The 18,529-nt window shown below is 60.1% G+C and carries 13 protein-coding genes; 9 read left to right on the top strand and 4 right to left on the bottom strand.

Going from position 1 to position 18,529, the window contains the following annotated elements; genetic code table 11:
* On the bottom strand, nt 1–1,594 hold a 1,594-nt coding region (locus P9L99_17020), incomplete at its 3' end, for a hypothetical protein (GenBank protein ID MDP8225065.1).
* Nucleotides 1,595–1,670: 76 nt separating this feature from the next.
* Nucleotides 1,671–2,663, bottom strand: coding sequence for a methyltransferase (locus P9L99_17015; protein MDP8225064.1), 993 nt, complete (start codon nt 2,661–2,663; stop codon nt 1,671–1,673).
* A 313-nt stretch (nt 2,664–2,976) separates the two neighbouring features.
* Here P9L99_17015 and P9L99_17010 point away from each other — a divergent pair, with 313 nt between their 5' ends.
* The 3 genes from P9L99_17010 to P9L99_17000 are packed head-to-tail and all read left to right on the top strand — an operon-like array spanning nt 2,977 to nt 7,726.
* On the top strand, nt 2,977–3,900 hold the full coding sequence (locus P9L99_17010) for an ATP-binding cassette domain-containing protein (protein MDP8225063.1): 924 nt from the start codon (nt 2,977–2,979) through the stop codon (nt 3,898–3,900).
* Nucleotides 3,901–3,904: 4 nt separating this feature from the next.
* Entirely contained in the window at nt 3,905–6,229 is a 2,325-nt protein-coding gene (locus P9L99_17005; GenBank protein ID MDP8225062.1) for a Gldg family protein, read from the top strand.
* 3 nt (nt 6,230–6,232) lie between these two features.
* Nucleotides 6,233–7,726 carry a DUF4340 domain-containing protein gene (locus tag P9L99_17000; protein ID MDP8225061.1) on the top strand — a complete coding sequence of 498 codons (1,494 nt, stop codon included), beginning with the start codon at nt 6,233–6,235 and terminating at the stop codon, nt 7,724–7,726.
* Nucleotides 7,727–7,782: 56 nt separating this feature from the next.
* On the opposite strand, the gene P9L99_16995 is transcribed toward P9L99_17000, so the two are convergent.
* Together P9L99_16995 and P9L99_16990 are read right to left on the bottom strand one after the other, a co-directional pair.
* Nucleotides 7,783–9,084 (bottom strand): multiheme c-type cytochrome, encoded by a 1,302-nt coding sequence (locus P9L99_16995; protein ID MDP8225060.1) that lies wholly within the window; start codon nt 9,082–9,084, stop codon nt 7,783–7,785.
* 190 nt (nt 9,085–9,274) lie between these two features.
* On the bottom strand, nt 9,275–10,825 hold the full coding sequence (locus P9L99_16990) for a thioredoxin-like domain-containing protein (GenBank protein MDP8225059.1): 1,551 nt from the start codon (nt 10,823–10,825) through the stop codon (nt 9,275–9,277).
* 234 nt (nt 10,826–11,059) lie between these two features.
* Between P9L99_16990 and P9L99_16985 the strand changes: the two genes are divergently transcribed.
* From P9L99_16985 to P9L99_16960, 6 genes are all read left to right on the top strand, one after another.
* Nucleotides 11,060–14,041, top strand: coding sequence for a tetratricopeptide repeat protein (locus P9L99_16985; GenBank protein MDP8225058.1), 2,982 nt, complete (start codon nt 11,060–11,062; stop codon nt 14,039–14,041).
* Nucleotides 14,042–14,364: 323 nt separating this feature from the next.
* Nucleotides 14,365–15,411, top strand: coding sequence for an RnfABCDGE type electron transport complex subunit D (locus P9L99_16980; protein ID MDP8225057.1), 1,047 nt, complete (start codon nt 14,365–14,367; stop codon nt 15,409–15,411).
* A complete protein-coding gene (locus P9L99_16975; protein MDP8225056.1) occupies nt 15,408–16,154 on the top strand; it encodes an FMN-binding protein in 747 nt (248 codons plus the stop codon). The genes P9L99_16980 and P9L99_16975 overlap by 4 nt, the downstream gene beginning before the upstream one ends.
* A gap of 3 nt (nt 16,155–16,157) precedes the next feature.
* Complete coding sequence (gene rsxE, locus P9L99_16970) at nt 16,158–16,793, top strand: electron transport complex subunit RsxE (GenBank protein MDP8225055.1); 636 nt, start codon at nt 16,158–16,160, stop codon at nt 16,791–16,793.
* Nucleotides 16,794–16,804: 11 nt separating this feature from the next.
* A complete protein-coding gene (locus P9L99_16965) occupies nt 16,805–17,407 on the top strand; it encodes an Rnf-Nqr domain containing protein (protein ID MDP8225054.1) in 603 nt (200 codons plus the stop codon).
* A gap of 16 nt (nt 17,408–17,423) precedes the next feature.
* The gene (locus P9L99_16960) at nt 17,424–18,524 is read left to right on the top strand and encodes an FAD-binding oxidoreductase (GenBank protein ID MDP8225053.1); all 1,101 of its coding nucleotides are present in this window, start codon (nt 17,424–17,426) and stop codon (nt 18,522–18,524) included.
* Nucleotides 18,525–18,529 lie beyond the last annotated feature (5 nt).

Genomic DNA, 18,529 nt, shown 5'->3' with positions numbered 1-18,529 from the left:
GACCGATCGCCTCGTGCAAACGCGACTCCCGTTCTGCTCCCTCGGCAAGGTCCGCGAGCGTGGCCAACGCCGCGCCCCAGTTGGACAGCGCCTCGTGATAGTCCGGCTTCGCCGCCACCGCCGCCTCGTAGCGACCGATCGCCTCATGCAAGAGCGACTCCCGTTTCGCCCCCTCGGCAAGGTCTGCGAGTTTGGCCAAAGCCAAGCCCCAGTTGAAAAGGGCCTCGTGCATGTCCGGCTTCGCCGCCACCGCCGCCTCATACCGACCGATCTCCTCGTGCAAGAGCGGCTCCCGTTCTGCCCCCTCGGCAAGATCCGTAAGCTTGCTCAAGGCCACGCCCCAGTTGTAGAATGCCTGATGAGGCTTTTCCTTCTTCCCCTCCGCGGCTTTCTTGAAAAACTCAATGGCGGACAAGTACTCCGATCGAGCGACCTCCGGCGGAGATTTATCCGCCCGTTCGCCTAAAACAATGCCCTGCCTAATGACCGCCCAGTAAACAGTATCCGGGTCGATGGCCCCTGGATGCCGTTCGCTTAACTCACAGACTTTGTGATACGCCCCTTTCATGAAAAGCACGCTCGCCATTTCTCGAACAACATTTGGATCGAATTCGCCAGTTTCCGCCCTGACATCTTCTCGTTCTTCCTGCTCTCGTTGCTTCGCGGCCCTCACACGTTTACGAACCGGATCGAGGATGTCACCGTCATCGTCGCTGAACGGACTATTGTAAGGGATGATTTGCTCGAAGGTTTTTTCCACGTGTGCGAACGGATCTTCGACAAAGGAAGGCGGAAAGAGCCCGAGTTTCTGCGCTAACTCGATGAAAAAAGAATCGGCGTCGAATTTTTCGTCTTTGCCCCGAATGAAAAAGGCGTATTCGCATGCCTCCAGCAAATCTTCCCTAACCCGTTTCGAGGGGTCGTTCTCTCTAAATCCCACCCAATACAAATTTAAATCAAAGCATTTTTTACTCGTGAGTTGCTCAAACACGGGATCGTTATCGCCGCTGTATCCAACAACAACCCACGTCCGATTCTGAGATGCCTCCGTAAAAACGGGACCAATGTCTTCACGCAAACTGTCGCACTCTTCGGGCGTATTTAGCGTGCGAAATCCGGTGTTTTGGCCGTGCAAGTAAAAAACGGCTTTTTCGGGTAACCACTCCGGCTTGAATTCCTGTGACGCGGCGAAATCGTAAATCGCGGGGAATTTATAAACCAAAGCGCAAGCCTGCTGAATAAGCGGATCAAAATTCGTGGTGAGCACGCGATCCACATATCCGCCCGCAACTAACAGCGCAATGCCAAGATGTGCCCAATTGATTTTCGACTTGTCGATGTAGGGATTGATCAAGTCGCGACGGTCCCGAGGCGGTAACATACTCATACACTGAGGATACCCGGGCGTTTCACCATCGCATTTTTCACGGGCCCGTTCGTAATGCAAAGGATATTTTTGACGGATTTCCTCGACGATATCCCTCGCTAGCGGAATACCCGCGGAAACCGAACAGCCAGCCCCGATAAGCAGAGATACTTTACGGTCGCGGCGCAGATCGTCCACCAAATCATCAATCGTGCGAAAATACGGCATCGACGAGCCCTTCGTTTTGTTTGCTTGAGTTGCTCGCCGACAGTGATATCACACTATTGAGTTACGGACAAAACGATTATACTTTCCGCCCCACGATCATCACCGAGAGGAAAGGCGTGTCGATGCGCTGCACATCGGTGAGCCCGGCGGCGGTGAACCAGCGGCGCATTTCGCTTTCGGTAAAGGTGTCACCGCGAACCGTGGCCACGAGCATGTTCAGGGCGAAAATCGCGCCCGGCGGCGGCGCAAGGCGGCTTTCGTCCATCACGTAATCGACCACCACGACCTGCCCACCCGGCCGCAACGCGTCCGCGGCCTTGGCGATCAACGCCGCGTTGCCCTCGTCGTTTTCGATATGCGCGATCGCCGACAGGAACACGAGGTCGTAGCCCCCGGGGAAGGGATCAACATTGTAATCGCCCGCGCAGATGTCGATGCGCTCGCTCATGCCCTGCTCGTCGATGTACCGCTGCGTGATCGGCACAATCGTGGGGAGGTCGAACACCGTGGCCGTCAAACCGGCCCGCTGCCGGGCAAATTCGGCGGAAAAACAAGCCGAGCCGCCGCCCACATCCAGCACGCGCTCAACGCCGGAAAGGTCCAGCAGGTCGGCCACCACCGGCGCTTGCTCTCGACCACGGTGGTGCATCGCGGCGATGAAAGACTCGCGGCGCTCCGTGGCCCAACCATCGCCGATGCCGCGGTCGATCACCGAGTGCCCGGCGCGCACGGCCTCGGTCAGCGTCGACCACGTCTTCCACATATCGTTGATGTGCGCGAGGTTGGCGATGTACCCCGGCTTGCCGCGCACCAAGCGTTCGGCGGCGAGTTCCGTGTTGGCGAATTCGTCGCCGCGTTTTTCCAGCAGCCCCAATACGACTAACACATTGGCCAGGCGGTCGACGGCCCTCGCGTCCGCCCCGACGCGTTCGGCCAGTTCCGTGGCTGTGCGGGGTTCGTCGCCCAGGGCCGAGAACAAGTCGAGTTCCATCGCGGTGAGAAACACGCGCGAGCGTTGAAAGCCACGGGCGAGTATTTGCAGTTCCTGGATATCGGTCATCGGTTCCATGTGGTTTCCTTTCGGTGAGCAAAGATAAGGCGGCGTCCGAAAAAAGGCAAAAGCCGGGCTTGGCGCGGCGGTCCGGTTAGCGGTACTTTTCCTGTGTCACCCAACCAGACGCGGAGCGAACTGATATTCGCGTCACGTCGCGCGCTTTGGTCTGGATTCCGACTTGGTGAGACCGAAGGGGACCCACCGGCTCGGCTACCGGTCGCGGTGACGAATCCAACGCCCTTGACAGAAAGTCCCGACTTTACAAAAGCCCCTTACTCTGGCACAAAGATCAGCTTGAATTTTGTTTTCTAAACCGGAGGTTTGAAAGATGATTGCCGTACGACATTTGACCAAGAGGTATGGAGACGTCACGGCGGTCGACGACATTTCGTTCGATATCTCCAAAGGCGAAGTCGTCGGATTTCTCGGACCGAACGGCGCCGGCAAGTCGACTACCATGCGCATGCTTACCGGCTTTTTAGGTAACGACGCGGGGGAGATCCGCATCGGCGGCCGACTGCTGACCGACGACCCGCGGGCGGCCAAAAGCCAAATCGGCTACCTGCCGGAAAATAATCCGCTGTATGAAGACATGACGGTGATCGAGTACCTGCGCTTCATCGGCGAATTGTCCGGTATTCCGGCGTCGGAGTTGGAGGCCGCGGTAAGCAAAAACATTGAACTCTACGGCCTGCAGAAAATGGCGCCGAAGGACATCGGCGAATTGTCCAAAGGGTATCGGCAGCGCGTCGGCCTGGCACAAGCGTCCCTGGGCGACCCGCCGATTATGATTCTCGACGAACCGACCAGCGGGCTGGACCCGAACCAAATCGTCGAGATCCGCAACCTGATCCGCGAAATCGGCAAAACGAAAACCGTGATCCTCTCGACGCACAACCTCGCCGAAGTTGAAGCCACGTGCTCGCGCATTCTCATCATCCATAACGGAAAGCTCGTGGCCGACGACACGCCGGACACGCTCGAATCCCGCACTGCGGCGGCGATCTTGCGGGCGCGGCTCAAAGGCGACGGCGACATGACGCAGGTGCTGGCTGAAATCCAGGGCGTCAAAAACGTGCGACCGGTTGATGTGGAAGGCGAATGGCGAACTTTCCATCTGGAGATCGAGCCGGGTGCCGGTACGGCCGAGGCAGTATTCGACGCCTGCGTCGCGCGGCAATGGAAGCTTTCCGAACTGCGGCAAGAGAGTACTTCGCTGGAAGATGTGTTCTCCGAATTGACGAAGGGGTAGAACGATGGAACGAATTTGGGCGTTGTACAAAAAGGAATTACGAACCTACTTCAATTCGCCGATCGCCTACATCGTGCTCATGGTGTTGCTGGTGGGCATCGGCTATTTGTTTTTCCAAACCTTCTTCGCAGCGGGACAAGCGACGCTGCGCAACTTCTTCCGAGTCGCGGCCGGTTCGTTTATTTTCTTCGCGCCGGCGGTGACGATGAAACTGTTGGCCGAGGAAAAGAAATCCGGCACTATTGAACGGCTGCTCACACTGCCGCTACACGAATGGGAAATCGTGCTGGGCAAATTCCTGGCAACCTGGACCCTATTGGCGCTGTACCTGGTCATCACCTTCGTCTACCCGATTTCCATCGCGTTCGTCGGTGATCTGGACGGCGGGCCCATTATCGGCGGCTACCTGGGATTGTTCTTCCTCGGCGGCACCTTCGTGGCGTTGGGTGTGTTCGCATCCTCGATCAGCCGCAACCAAGTCGTGGGATTGATCGTCGGCTTCGTGATCGCGCTGCTCCTTTACATGATGGACTTGCTGCTACCGTTCGTGCCCTCGAGCCTGCAAAACCTTTGGGAGTTCGCCGCCGCCGACCCGCATTTCAAAAACGTCGGACGCGGCGTGCTGGACTCGCGCGACATCATTTACTCGCTTTCGCTCATGAGCCTATTTTTGTTCTTGGCCGTGCAAGCGGTCCAAAGTCGCATGAGCGATCACAGCAAGAAATGGCGCTTGAACCGGCTGCTTTACATCGGCGCGGCGATCGGCTGCGTTATTTCATTGAACGTGTTTTCGTCCGTGGTTCACGGTCGCATCGACTTGACCGAAGATCAACAATTCACGCTATCGGACGCGTCCTCGGGGATCCTGGCGGAATTGGACGACCAAGTCACGGTTACCGCGTTTTTCTCCAAAGACATCCCGGCCCCGGCCAACAGCACGCGCAACGTCGTCAAAGATTTGCTGGAAGAGTTTCGCGACGCCAGTGGCGGACGCGTCGTGTTCAGCTTCGTCGACCCGGACACAACCGGCTCCGGCGGTGAGTCGGACCAAGCCTCCGTGCAACGCGCCCAACAACTCGGCGTGCCGAAAATCGACATGCAGGCTTTCGCCAAAGACCAAGTGCAGGTCGTGAAAGTCTATATGGGCGTGGCCGTCGAGTACGGCGAGAAAAGCGAAGCCATCCCCGTCATTCAGGACCTGCCCGGTCTGGAATACGAGTTGATCAGCCGCATCGCCTCCATGACGCGGGAGAAAGTGCCGGCCATCGGCGTTGTGTCGGGCCACGGTGAGTTTTCGCTGCAGCAGGGCTTCGGCAAAGTAGCGTCGATGTTGGGCTCGAAGTTCGACGTGAAAGACGTCGATTTGAGTCGGGACCCGAACGCGCTGAACGGCATGGACGTGCTGTTGCTGCTCGGCCCGAAGAAGCAGATTCCCGAAGCGCAACTCTTCGCCATCGACCAATTCATGATGCGGGGCGGCAAAGCGGCGTTCTTCTTGGCCCAGCAGGACATCGACCCGCGCACCCTGATCGGGCGACCGATCGATACCGGCCTGGCGGGACTCGCCGAAGCCTACGGCGTCGCGGTAAAGCCCGGGCTCGTTCTCGATAAAAAGTGCGAACGTATCCCCATCATGCGGCAACAGGGCAGCGTTCGCTTCCAGTCGCTCGTAAGGTTCCCCGCCTTCGTGGCGGTAACCGATCTGCCTAAGGACTTGAACCTCACGCGCAACCTCAAAGGCGTGGTCATGCCCTTCGCATCTGCGTTGGCTCCGCAAAACACGGCCGGTGTCGAAACACAGGTGCTGGCCCGCAGTTCCGAGGCAACCTGGATTTACGAAGCGAGCGACTCGTTCCTGGCCGAACCGGCTGTCCTCGAACAGTCGATGATGGACAACCCGGCCGGCCCGCAACCGCTGATCGTTACCGTGAAGGGCAACCTGCCCAGCTACTTTAAGAATCGCGCAGTGCCGCCCGCGGTCGCCGACGCGGTGATCGACGTGAGCCCGGAAACGCGCTTGGTCGTCGCCGGTTCGGGCCAATGGGTCTCCGACCAGATGCCCAGCCGCGTTAACCTGGCGTTGTTCGCCAACCTGCTCGATTGGTTGGTGCAGGACGAGGTGCTGATGTCGATCCGCACGCGCACCATCAACAACCGCCCACTGGAAGATGTGGGCGACGTCGGACGAAGCCTGTTCAAGTACGGCAATATGCTGTTGCCTCCGTTTATCTTGCTGATTGCGGGTATCGCCCGCTGGCAATTACGGTCGCGGCGCAAACGGCGCGCGCTGGCAGCGATCCAACAAAACACGCCGCGCGGGGAGGAGTAAGCCATGTTGTGGAAACGCACAATCGTCATGTTGGCTGTCTTCGCTGCACTGACCCTTCTGGCCGTGTTGGCCGCCGCCATTCCCAGCGGTGAAAAGGTCGCCGGATTGGAAGTAACCGCGATCGATGCACAGGCCGTGACGAAAATCGATATCCGCCGCGCGGACGGCGAATACTCATTGGTCAAGAAAGACGGCCAATGGCGTATCGACCCGGGCAACTACGCAGTCGAAGATCAACTCGTGGAACGCGCGCTGGAAGTTGTTGCGATGGTACACGGCGGGCGGACGGTATCAAGCTCATCCGCCAACCACGAAAAATACGGTGTCACCGACGACGCGCTTCGCATTTCCGTGCAATCCGCGCAGGAACCTGCTTGGACGCTCTTGGTGGGGAATTTGAGCGCCGACAAAACCGGTAACTACGTGCGCGAGTCGGACGACAATCGTGTGTACGCATTATCCGCACGCCTCCAAGATACTTTTGACCGCGAGGTCAACCGCTGGCGCAACCGCACTATCGTCAAGTTCGACAAAGACCAGGCAACACGGCTGGTGCTGACCAAGGCCGGCGCCACACCCCTTAGTTTCGCGAAGGGCGATGCCGGTTGGACCTTCGATCCCGCACCAAGCAACCTCCCGGCCGATTACAAACTCGATCCGGAAAAGATCGCCCGCATCGCACGCAGCATGGCCAATTTCCGGGCGACCGATTTTGACGACGAGCAGCAATCGCTGGATCGCGGTCTGACGCCGCCGCTGTACGAGGCGACGGTAACTCTGGACGGCGGTGATTCGGTAGCCGTGGAAATCGGTGCGGAAGTAGATGAGAAGTTCTATGCCCGGAAAAAGGGCGAAGACCAGACGTACTTGATCGCGTCCTACGCCGCGAAGAATCTGCAAAACGATCTAGACACCCTGCGCGACATGCATTTATTAACCTTCGACGCCGCTCAGGTCGAAAAAGTGGACATCGTGGAAGGCAAGCGCCGACTCACGCTGGAGAAAAAGGCCGAAGACATTTGGGCGGTGACCGCCGCGTCCGCGGAAAAGCCTGCGGGATTCGTCCTCGACCACGCCAAGGTTACCTCCGCGGTGCGCAGCATTTCCACCATGCAAGCTAAGCAAATCGTCGGCGGCCCGGCCCCGGCGGCGGCTAAGCTCGGTTCGCCCACGGGCACTCTGACGCTTACGCTCGCGGGCGGCGTCGAGAAGATCGTCAAAGTCGGCGCGGAAGTCGACGACGACCTCATCTATCTCGGCGCGGCCGGGCGGGTGTTCAAAGCGACCAAGGGTTCCAAGAACCGCATTCTGAAAAAGATTGGAGACTTCAAGGTTAGCGAGGCGCGGCGTCAGCCACAGTTTGACCCCGCGATGCTCGACAAGCTGCCGCCGCAAATGCGCGAACAATTCTTGCAGGAACAGCGGCGAAAAATCCTGCAGCGGCAAATGATGGAACAGATGATGAAAAATGCCGACAAGCAAAAGCCGCCGAAATAAAGCAATCGCAAGCAAATAACCACGGCCCGGAACTATGTTTCCGGGCCTTTTTCGTCTTAGTGCTTGATTTTCTTCCAGCCGATCTCGGATTTGAACGCCGGGGCGCGCTCGTCGGTGTGACACTTATAGCAGAGCTGCAAATCACCGCGCGCGATGGGGTTAGCCGCAGGCTGCTTGGCGTGCGCTTTGCCCGGACCGTGACACGCCTCACAGCCGACGTTCAACAAATGCGGCGTATCTTTTTCACTCCGGAAACCATTCGGCTCGTTCCACCCCACCACATGACAGGCGATGCATTCCGAGTCGAAGTGCGTGTCGACACGTTTGAGACTCGCCCACGCGTGGGCATGCGCCGAGGCGTCCCAAGCCGCGAAGCTTTCGGCGTGACACGACCGGCATCCCTCGTTGCCGACGAAGGGACTCGCTTCGCGTTCGTAGGCGGGCATCCCGGATAGCGATTGCAGGAAGAGTCGCTTCGTCTCGGCTTGGTACCGTTCGAAAAACTGTTTGGCGCGCACGCCGTCAGGCACCGTCTTGTCTAGTGTGTGTTGCTTGATTTCCGCCCCCACCAGCGCTCCGTCGATCACGCGCAAACTCAAAACGCCCACCAGCGAACCAAACACGCCGGTCTCGGTGTAGACCTTTTCATCGGCGAACTCAAACATCGCCTCGCGCAGCACATTGTCGTCGGGAACCGCGTTCACGACCACGTCCACGTTGGGATGCACGAGCCAATGCCGCGCCGTTTCGGGCTCGACACTCGCCAGAACAACGACCAAATCCTCTTTTTCGACGGCCTTGTCCAGGTAGGTCAGCGGCGCTTCTACAACGAGGTTCGATTGCGAGCCGGTGTAGACTTTTTCCGGGTCGACGAGCGCGACGAAGCGCAATCGGTTGCGCTTGCCGGGAAAGACCAGCGTGCGGCCCGCGAAGGTGGAATCCTGCTTGAAACGCGCATTGGACACGAACAGGCCGTTGTCGGAATTCTCTTCCAAAAACCGCCGGCCGAAGAGTAAGTCGCCCGCCGCCAACGCCACCGCGTCATACTTCAAAGCCCGCAAAGCGTCGAGATACGCCTCGGCCCCCATGCGTCCCTGCGCCGTCGGCTCGCCGAACGAGCCCCCCGCATCGACCACGATCGCCCCGCGCGCGCTGTCTCGCAGGCGCATGAGCATCGTGTCGCGCCGCAACAGCCCGCCGACATCCGATTCCTCGCTGCACGCGCAGGGCTGCAATTTCCCAAACGCCGCGCCGGTATAAACGATCGTGAAAGTCTCAAACTTCGGTTTGTCGCCCGCTCCGATGAGGAACAAAACGGCGCTCAGCATGGTGATGATAACGATGGCCCGATACCGCATGAACTCCCCCGCTGGATTTGGCGTTCATTTTACCACCATATTTCGGCGGGGAAAACGAGCATTCGAGGACTCATCGACCAATAGATATTTGTTTTATTTACTTATACTTAAGAACACGTTCTTGATACGTTACTTAACCCGCCCTCGAAGCGCTCGGACCGCAAGAGAGATCGCCGCCGAGCGCCGACGCCTAGAATTTCAGCGTCACTTCGCTTGCGCTCCGGTCGGCCAGGCGGACACTCAGAACACGGTGGTTGTTCGTGTCGGCCACGTAAAGAATGCCGCCCTCGAGCGTCAGGCCGGAGGGCTCGTTGAGGTCGCCCACGCCGGAAACAGCCAGCGTCGTGACGCTATCCTCGTCGTTCAGGTCGAGGATGCGCAGCGCGTTGTTGAAACTGTCGGCGATATACAGCTTGCCGTCGCGACCGGTGATGCCCAGCGGGTGCTGCAGCTTGGCGCGCTTGCCCTTCCCGTCCTTGAAACCGAAATCGAACAAACCGGTGCCGACGAGCGTCTCGACTTTGCCGGTCTCCAGGTCGATACGCCGCACGGCCGACGTCTCGCTGTCGGCGATGTACAGCTTCTCGCCGTCCACGTGCAAACCGGAGGGCTGCGCGAACGCCGACGCATTCAGGTAGCCGTCGATGATCTGCTCGTGGCCCGATCCCGCCAGCACGCCGATTTCATCCTCGCCCAGATCCAGGCGCCAGATTTGGTGACTGCCCGCCATGGCGATGTCCAGCCCGCCGTCGCGCCAAGCCACGTCCCACGGGCTGCGCAGATCGACCGCCAGCGGCTTGCCGCCCTTGCTGCGGTCATTGCCCTTGCGGCCGGTTCCGGCGATGGTCTTGACGGTGCGCGCCTGCAAGTCGATAGCGCGGATCGCGTGGTTGTTGCGGTCGGCGACGTACAGCGTGCCGCCGTTCAGCGCCAGGCCTTGCGGTTCGAAGAAGCGGGCCGTGGCGAAATTGCCGTCGACGAAACCGTCATCCTTGCCGCCGATGGTCTCCACCACACGGCCGTCACGCTCGGCGATCAGAATGCGGTGGTGGCCGGAGTCGGCGATAAACAGCTTGTCGCCCGCGGCCAGCACTTTGCCGGGGTAGTTCAGCGCGCCGGTGTCGGCGTTGACGCTTTTCATGACCGGAGCAGTGCTCCCGCCCAGCGTGCCGTTCTTTTTACCCGCCGCCAGCAGTTCGTCGACGGTCTGCTTCATGTACGCGAAATCCGGCTCGCCGCTGGTGAACTTGGCAATTTTGCCGTCGGTGCCCACGTAAACGATCGTCGGCCAAGCGCGTACGGACCACTCGTTCCAAATCGTGAAGTCATCGTCCTGCACAACCGGGTGCGCCACGCCGTACTTGGCGATGGCCTCCAGCACCTTGCGGTCGTTGTGCTCCTGGTCGAACTTGCCCGAGTGCACCCCGATCACCGTGACGGGCTGGTCGGCGAAGTGTTCCTCCACCTGGTGCAGCACCGGCAGCGCGTGCAGGCAGTTGATGCAGCAATAGGTCCAGAAATCCAAAATGACGACGCGCCCCTGCAGGTCGGCCATCGTCAGCGGCGCTTGCGTATTGAGCCATTTGGCGTCTTGCGGAAACTCGGGGGCGTTCATTCCTTTGCCTTTCGCCGCGGCCGGCGGCTGCATGAAAATCAGCACAAACGCCAACAGCATAACCATGCCGGTAACGAAGAGAAACATCGCAAAGTGCCGGATGCGCCGCGTGGGATTCGAGTTCACGTTTTTCTCCCGTTTCTTTTATTCAATAGTGAGTCGCGCGAAGGGGCCGTTTCCTTTCACCTCGAACGTAACGGCGCGAAGTAAACGCGGGCGTTCAATTGCTTGCCGCGCCCGCTTGGTTTGTGATATGTATCGTTGCGGGAGCGATCTCCACCCCGGCCTTACACCATCGACTTATTTCCGTCGCTCCCGGTTTTTGTAGAAAGCGAAATAACACCCGAACCGGAGTGAACCGTGCCCGTAACCGCCACGCTGGCGCTCGCCGTTAGCATCGGCATTCCTGTGCTCAAGGCCATTTTTTCGAACACGACATGGACTTTCAAGTCCATCGAAAGCTCTCTCACGTCCGATGCCCTGGACCTGTTTATTTATTTATTTGGAAAAGGTAATACGCGGCGGAAACTAAGAAAACAATTGGTCAACGCCGGACAAACCGCCCGGACGTGGCTCGAAGAAAGCCCCGAACACAAGGACATCTGGCCGATACTCAAATCCGCTTGTGCAGAGGATCAGTCGGCGTTGCCCCAAGCCACGTTTGATCTGAAAAGTGACCTTTCCGGCACGCAGTTGCGAAAGCACGTGCAGCAAATTTTCGCGGACGCCCGGGTAGACGAAGACCTCAAGGCTCCTGCCGCCGATGCTTTCTTCGAGGGCTTGTTGCTTGCGTTGCTGCAAGTGCCGACTTTTGCCCACCACGCGCAGCACTTGTTGAACGATCTCTCGCAGGACGTGCAAAACCGCATTTTGCGTGACGTGCAAGTCGAAACACGTCGACTGACCGACCCTGCGAAACTGCTGATCGAACCCTACGGAGATCTGCCCAAACGGGACGAGCAGCGGCTGTCCGAATTGCTGATTCCCAAGTACGGCGTCGTGCCGTTCATCGGCCGCGACAACGAGAAGGCCGACCTGCTGAGTTGGTGCCGGCAGGAAGACGGCAGCGCGGCCCGGCTGTATCTGGGGCCCGGCGGCGCCGGCAAAACGCGGTTTTTCGCCGAGGTGTGTTCGCAATTGCTGGCCGAAAGCGGCGACGAATGGCGGGCCGGTTGGTTCAACCTGCGACGATACAAGAGGGAACCGGTGCGTTTGGATACGCTGCTGGAATCGGAAGGCAACGTGCTGATCGGCGTTGACTACGCCGGTTCCGAGTTTTCGCAGGTCATCGGATTAGCGAACGACATCGTCGAGGCCAAGCCGGCGGTTAAAGTGCGCCTGGTTCTGTTCGAACGCGACGGCGGGCAATGGTGGAAGGATCTAAGAGCGGAAGCCGGTACCTTGTTCGCACGCGCCGCCGAGAGTTCACTTGAGCCTTTGGGCGACCAGTGTCCGCGTCAAACCGTTTTCGAAACCGCCGTCGCCGCGTTTCAGGAAATCCTGTCGAAAAAACAGCAGATACCCGACAACATCGACCTGAGCGGCGAGGAATTCTCCAACGTTCTGTTTATTCTCATGGCGGCGGCCCTCGCCGCTGCGGGCGACCGCACGCCGACAGCGGCCGGAATTCTCGACCGCTTGCTGGGCCACGAACGTAAGTGGCGCAATGGGCGCGCTAAAGCCTTGGAGTTCGTTGTAAGCAGCGAAAGTCTGGAATTGGCGGCGGCGCTGGGCACGCTGGTGGGTGGCGTCGCCAAGAAAGATGACGCCTTCGCGCTTTTACGGCGAATCTCCAACTTCGAGAACGAACAGGACCACACACTTGAAAACGTTTGCCGCGCGATCGGCGGGGGTGGCGAAAGCAAAGACAGCGACCGCGGATACTTGCCCGCCCTCAAGCCGGACCGCCTGGGTGAACGCTTGCTGGAAAAGCTCTTTACGCCGCAAACCGACGAGGAGGTGACCCTCGCGCAGAAGGTTCTGATCGCCGTTTTTCCGGGCGAGCACAGCGCCTTCAAACACGCCGGTTTTCTTACGCTGGACCGCATGGCGCGGCGGGATCCGAAGGGGCAATGGTTCGCCAACCTCGCCGCGACAGATTTGGTTTATAGGCTGCCGGAACACACGGTTGAATTGCGCGAATTCGCCGCGCTCCTCACCGGATTGGCTGCGGAAATCCAACCGCGCCAAATTAAGGACGAAACCGAAGTAAAAAGTGCACGTGCGAGAGGGGCGAACAACCTGGCGATCCGCCTTTCCGCCCTGGGCCGTCGCGAGGAAGCGCTGGACGCCGCGCGGGAAGCGGTGAAACTGTACCGCGAGTTGGCCGACGCACGCCCCGACGCCTTCCGGCCCGATCTGGCCGCCTCCCTGAACAACCTGTCTATTCGTCTTTCCGCCCTGGGCCGTCGCGAGGAAGCGCTGGACGCCGCGCGCGAAGCGGAGAAACTGTACCGCGAGTTGGCCAAAGCCCGCCCCGACGCCTTCCGACCCGATCTGGCCATGTCCCTGAACAACCTGGCGAATGTTCTTTCCGACCTGGGCCGCCGCGAGGAAGCGCTGGACGCCGCGCGGGAAGCGGTGGACATACGCCGCGAGTTGGCCGACGCCCGCCCCGACGCCTTCCGGCCCGATCTGGCCATGTCCCTGAACAACCTGGCGAACCGCCTTTCCGACCTGGGCCGCCGCGAGGAAGCGCTGGACGCTGCGCGCGAAGCGGCGATACTGTACCGCGAATTGGCCGACGCCCACCCCGACGCCTTCCGACCGAATCTGGCCATGGCGTTGAACAACCTGGTTGCGTTCCTTTCCGAATCGGACTACCGCGAGGAAGCAGAGGAAGCACTGGACACCGCGCGCGAAGCGGTGGACATACGCCGCGAGTTGGCCGACGCCCGCCCCGACGCCTTCCGGCCCGATCTGGCCTCCTCCCTGAACAACCTGGCGAATTGCCTTTCCGCCCTGGGTCGCCGCGAGGAAGCGCTGGACGCCGCGCGCGAAGCGGTGGACATACGCCGCGAGTTGGCCGACGCCCGCCCCGACGCCTTCCAGCCCGATCTGGCCACCTCGCTCGGCGCGTTGGGCAGCGTACACCGTGCTATGGAAAACCACGAAGCCGCGGCGGCGGCGTTCAAGGAAGGGCTGAAAATCATCCTTCCCTATCTCCAAAACCTGCCGAAGGCGTTCCGCCAAAATGCTATGAAGCTCGCGCGAGCCTACGTTGAGGCCTGCACAAAAGCAAAAGTCGAAGCCGACGAAACGCTGCTCGCGCAGGTGGCGGCGGTTCTGGAGACGCTGGAGCGAGCCACTCGCGGGATTCCCAAACTGAAAGATCTGAAGTAAGCGCCCGCCAATTCATCAACCACCGCGTAAACGGCACACCCGCTTGATATTGCCGTGTATTTTTTCACCCAGCGGCCTTGCCACACCACGCCGAAGACTTATGGTTTGGTTCACCGTGGCGGTTGACGCAAACCGCGCGCCGGTGGAAATGTTATCTTAAAAGAACAACAAAGCAGCGCGCGCAACACTTGTTTTTCCGGGCCCTTTGTGGCACACTTCGCGCACTGAAATCGGCACGTGCAACGACCCCGAGCCGTTGGTTTTGTCCTACCCGGCTTTAAAGAAAACCGCCGGAACACCGTGGAAAGGACCGCGCCTTCGCCATGGCTGACCAAACGCAACCCGCCCCGGAAACCCGGCCCACCTTCCTCGGTTTCACCAAGCCCAAACGCGGCTGGATTCAAATCCAAAAACCGATGATCGGCACCACGCTGGCCCTGGCGCCGGCGGCGCTGTGGGGCATCTACAGTTTCGGCTGGCGCGTGCTGGCGATGCTGGCGCTCTCGTTTGCGCTCAGCATCCTCACCGAAGGCCTGTTCACCTGGCGGCAGGGCAAGCCGGTGACCTCGTCCGTATTCGTCACCGCCACGCTCTTCGCCCTGATCCTGCCGCCCAGCCTGCCGCTGTGGATGGCCGCCGTGGGCATCGTGTTCGCAGTGGTGTTCGGCAAGATGGTCTTCGGCGGCTTCGGCAATAACGCCTTCAACCCGGCGATGGTCGGCCGCGCCTTCTTGTACATCACCTTCCCCGTGCAGATGACCGCCCGCTGGAACGCCGCGACCGACGCCTTCCCCCGCGGCCTGGACAACTGGCTCGTCGACACCTTCACCGGGGCCACGCCGCTGGTCGCCGTCGAGCAGGGGCAGGCCTTCGATTACGTCGACGCCGCGCTGGGCTTCATCCCGGGGTCGGCGGGCGAGATCAGCTTCGTGCTGGTGGCGGCGGGCGGCGCGTACGTCATGCTGCGCAAGTGGGCCGCGTGGCAAAGCGTGCTGGCCACGGCCCTGTTCGCCGTGGGTTTGCAGACGGCGTTCTATTTCACCGGCAACCTGGGCATCAACAGCGAAACGCCGGTGAACCCGCTCTACATGGTGCTGACGGGCGGCTTCGCGCTCGGCCTCTTTTTCATGGTGACCGACCCGGTCAGCAGCGCCAACACGAACATCGGCCGTTGGGTGTACGGGGCGATCATCGGCATCTCGACGGTGGTGATCCGCACCTTCGGCCAGTTCGCCGAGGGCTTCATGTTCGCGGTGCTGCTGGGCAACACCTTCGCGCCGATCATCGACTACACCGTGCGCGAGCGGCAGCGCGCCAAAAAAGCCGCCGCGAAAGCCAAGGCCGACGCCGCCAAAGGGGCGACGCCATGAGCGCCAAGAAGAAAGGCTTCACCAAGACGCGCGCCTTTTCCGCGGTGTACATGTTTGCGATCAGCTCTCTTTTCGCGGGCGTTCTGTCGGTGCTCGCGGTGACGACCAACCCGATCGTGGAGACCAACAAGAAGCTGGCGACCAACCGGAGCATCGTGGGCGTGTTCGACTTGACCGGCATTTCCGACGCCACCTCGAACGCCGAACTGGAAAAGGTGATCGCCGAACAAATCCGCTCGCTCTGGGTCGTTGAAGAAGACGGCAAGCTGCGACTGACCACTACCCCTCCCGGCCCGCAGGCAACCGTCTTTAAGCGCGTGTGGGCGGTGGTAGACAAAAGCGGCACGCCGACGGCGTATTCCTTCGTCGTGGGCGGCAAGGGTTTTTGGGGACCGGTCGAAGGGCTGATTTCCGTGGAGCCGGACGGCAAGACGATTCGCTCGGTCGTGTGGACCAAGCACAGCGAAACGCCCGGCCTGGGCGCGCGGATCGAGGAAGATCAGTATCGCGCCAAGTTCCGCGGCAAGCTGGCGACGCCGGAATTCAAGGTCGTACCCGACGGCACCATGGGCCAAGACCCGCACAAGCTCGACGCCATTACCGGCGCGTCGCAAACGACGGTGGCCGGGCTCGGCGTTTTTCTGCCCCGTGATTTCGCGCAATGGCGGCGGGTGTTTCCTTTGCTGCGAGAGCATTTCGACGATTCGCCCGCGACGGCGGCGGACGCGGATCAACAAGGATAGAGGATGGCGCTGGTCGGCAAAAAAACGAGGAAGATTTTCTGGACCGGATTCTGGGAAGACAACCCGGTATTTCGGCAGATTCTCGGGATTTGCTCGACGCTGGCGGTGACCAACCTGATCGTCAACACGGCGATCATGAACATCGGGCTGGTGTTCGTCACGGTGATGTCCAGCGCGACGGTGAGCCTGCTGCGCAACGTCACGCCGCGCCGTATCCGCATGATGGTGCAGGTGTTGATCATCGCCGCGTACGTCATCGCCTTCGACCTGGTGCTCAAGGCCTACCTGCCCGACATCAGTAAGGCGCTGGGCGCGTACGTGGGCCTGATCATCACGAACTGCATCATCATGGGGCGGGCCGAGGCCTTCGCGGGATCGAACAAGGTGTGGCCGTCGATCGTGGATGGCTTCGCCAGCGGCCTGGGTTACGCGGCGATCATGTTCGCTATCGCCTTCCCGCGCGAGATCCTCGGTTTCGGCACGTTGTTCTACGGCACGCCGCTGCAGTTGACGCTGTTTGGCGATGGCTTCACGAAATGGATCATCATGGTGATGGCGCCGGGCGCGTTTTTCACGCTGGCGATTGTCATTTGGATCATCCGCGGCTGGACCGGCCGTACGGGTGAAAACGAGAAATAAAGGAGACGCGGATGCCCGAAGTAGGTTTGCCCATCAATCCGCTGGTCATACTGTTCGCGGCGATTTTCACGAACAACATCCTGCTGTCCAATTACCTGGGCATGTGTTCGTTCCTGTCGGTGTCCAGCCAGGTTAAGGCGAGTTGGGGCCTGGGCGCGGCGGTCATTTTCGTGATGGCCGTCACCTCCGGGATCAATTGGCTGGTGTACTACTACCTGCTGATGCCGCTGAACCTGCACCACTTTTGGTACATCATTTTCATCATTGTCATTGCCGCGTTCGTGCAGTTGGTGGAAATCATCATCGAAAAAACCAGCCCGGTCCTGCACATCAACCTGGGCATTTTTCTGCCGCTGATCACCGTCAACTGCGCGATTCTGGGCGCCAGTCTTTTTGTCATCATCCGCAACTATGATTTCCTGCAAGCCCTCGCCTTCGGTTTCGGCGGCGGCGTGGGGTGGGCGATGGCTTTGGTCGCCATGGCGGGCATTCGGCAGAAAATCGCCCGAGCCAACATTCCGCCGGCCCTGGAAGGCGCGGGTATCGCGTTGATCATCGCGGGCCTGATGAGCTTCGCCGTGCTGGGTTTCAGCGGCATGGTGCAGGTACAGTAGAAGGAGTCGACGCTTAATGAGCACGGTTCTACTGAGCATGCTGGTCGTCGGCGGCATCGGGGCCGTCCTGGCCGTGGCATTGGAAGTAGCCGACCGCTACATCGCCAATTACGGCGAGTGCACCATCGACATCAACGACGGTAAGCGCGAAGTGAAAGTGGACGGCGGCGGCAGCCTGCTTTCGGCACTGGTCGGCGAAGGCATCTTCATCCCGAGCGCTTGCGGCGGCCGGGGTAGTTGCGGTTACTGCCGCTGCGGAATCGACGAGGGCGGCGGCCCGGTGCTGCCAACCGAGGAATCGTGGCTTTCGCCCGACGAAGTCGCAAGCAACATGCGCATCTCCTGCCAAGTGAAGGTGCGCAACGACATGCGTATCCGCATCCCGGAGAAGCTGTTCTCGATTAGCGAATACGAGGGCGTCGTCAAGCGCATCACCGAGTTAACCTACGACATCAAGGAAGTGTTGATCGAACTGGTGGATCCGCCTGAAATCGACTATCAAACCGGCGAGTACATGCAGTTGCAGACGCCGGAATACGGCGACGTGGACGAATCGGTTTACCGCGCCTATTCGATGTCCTCCGTCGCGGCCGACAAACGTCACGTGGAGTTCATCATCCGCCGCGTTCCCGATGGCATCTGCACGACCTGGGTGCACGATCACTTGAAAGAAGGCGACGAGGTGACGGTGAACGGACCGCACGGCGATTTCTTCCTGCGCGAGACCGACGCGCCGATCATCATGATTGCCGGCGGCAGCGGCATGGCCCCCTTCAAAGGCATGCTGCGCGAAATGGCCGCGGCAAAGAACCCGCGACCCGTGCGCTTTTTCTTCGGCGCAAACACCGAGCGCGACGTGTATCACACCGAGTTGATGCAACAACTCGAAAGCGAAATTCCGGACTTCAAATTCATTCCGGCCCTCTTCAAACCCGAGGGTGACTGGAAGGGTGAAACGGGATTGATCACCGAAGCCGTCGACCGCCTCGTGGAGGCTGATCTCGCGATGTGGGAAGGATACCTGTGCGGCAGCCCCGGCATGATCGATGCGTGCGTCGAAGTGCTAAAAAAGCACGGATTGCCCGAAGATAATATCTATTTCGACAAGTTCTCCTAAACCCG

It is taken from the genome of Candidatus Lernaella stagnicola, assembly GCA_030765525.1.
In the GTDB taxonomy this organism is placed as follows: Bacteria; Lernaellota; Lernaellaia; order Lernaellales; family Lernaellaceae; genus Lernaella; species Lernaella stagnicola.
This window is presented reverse-complemented; position numbering and strand designations above follow the sequence as displayed.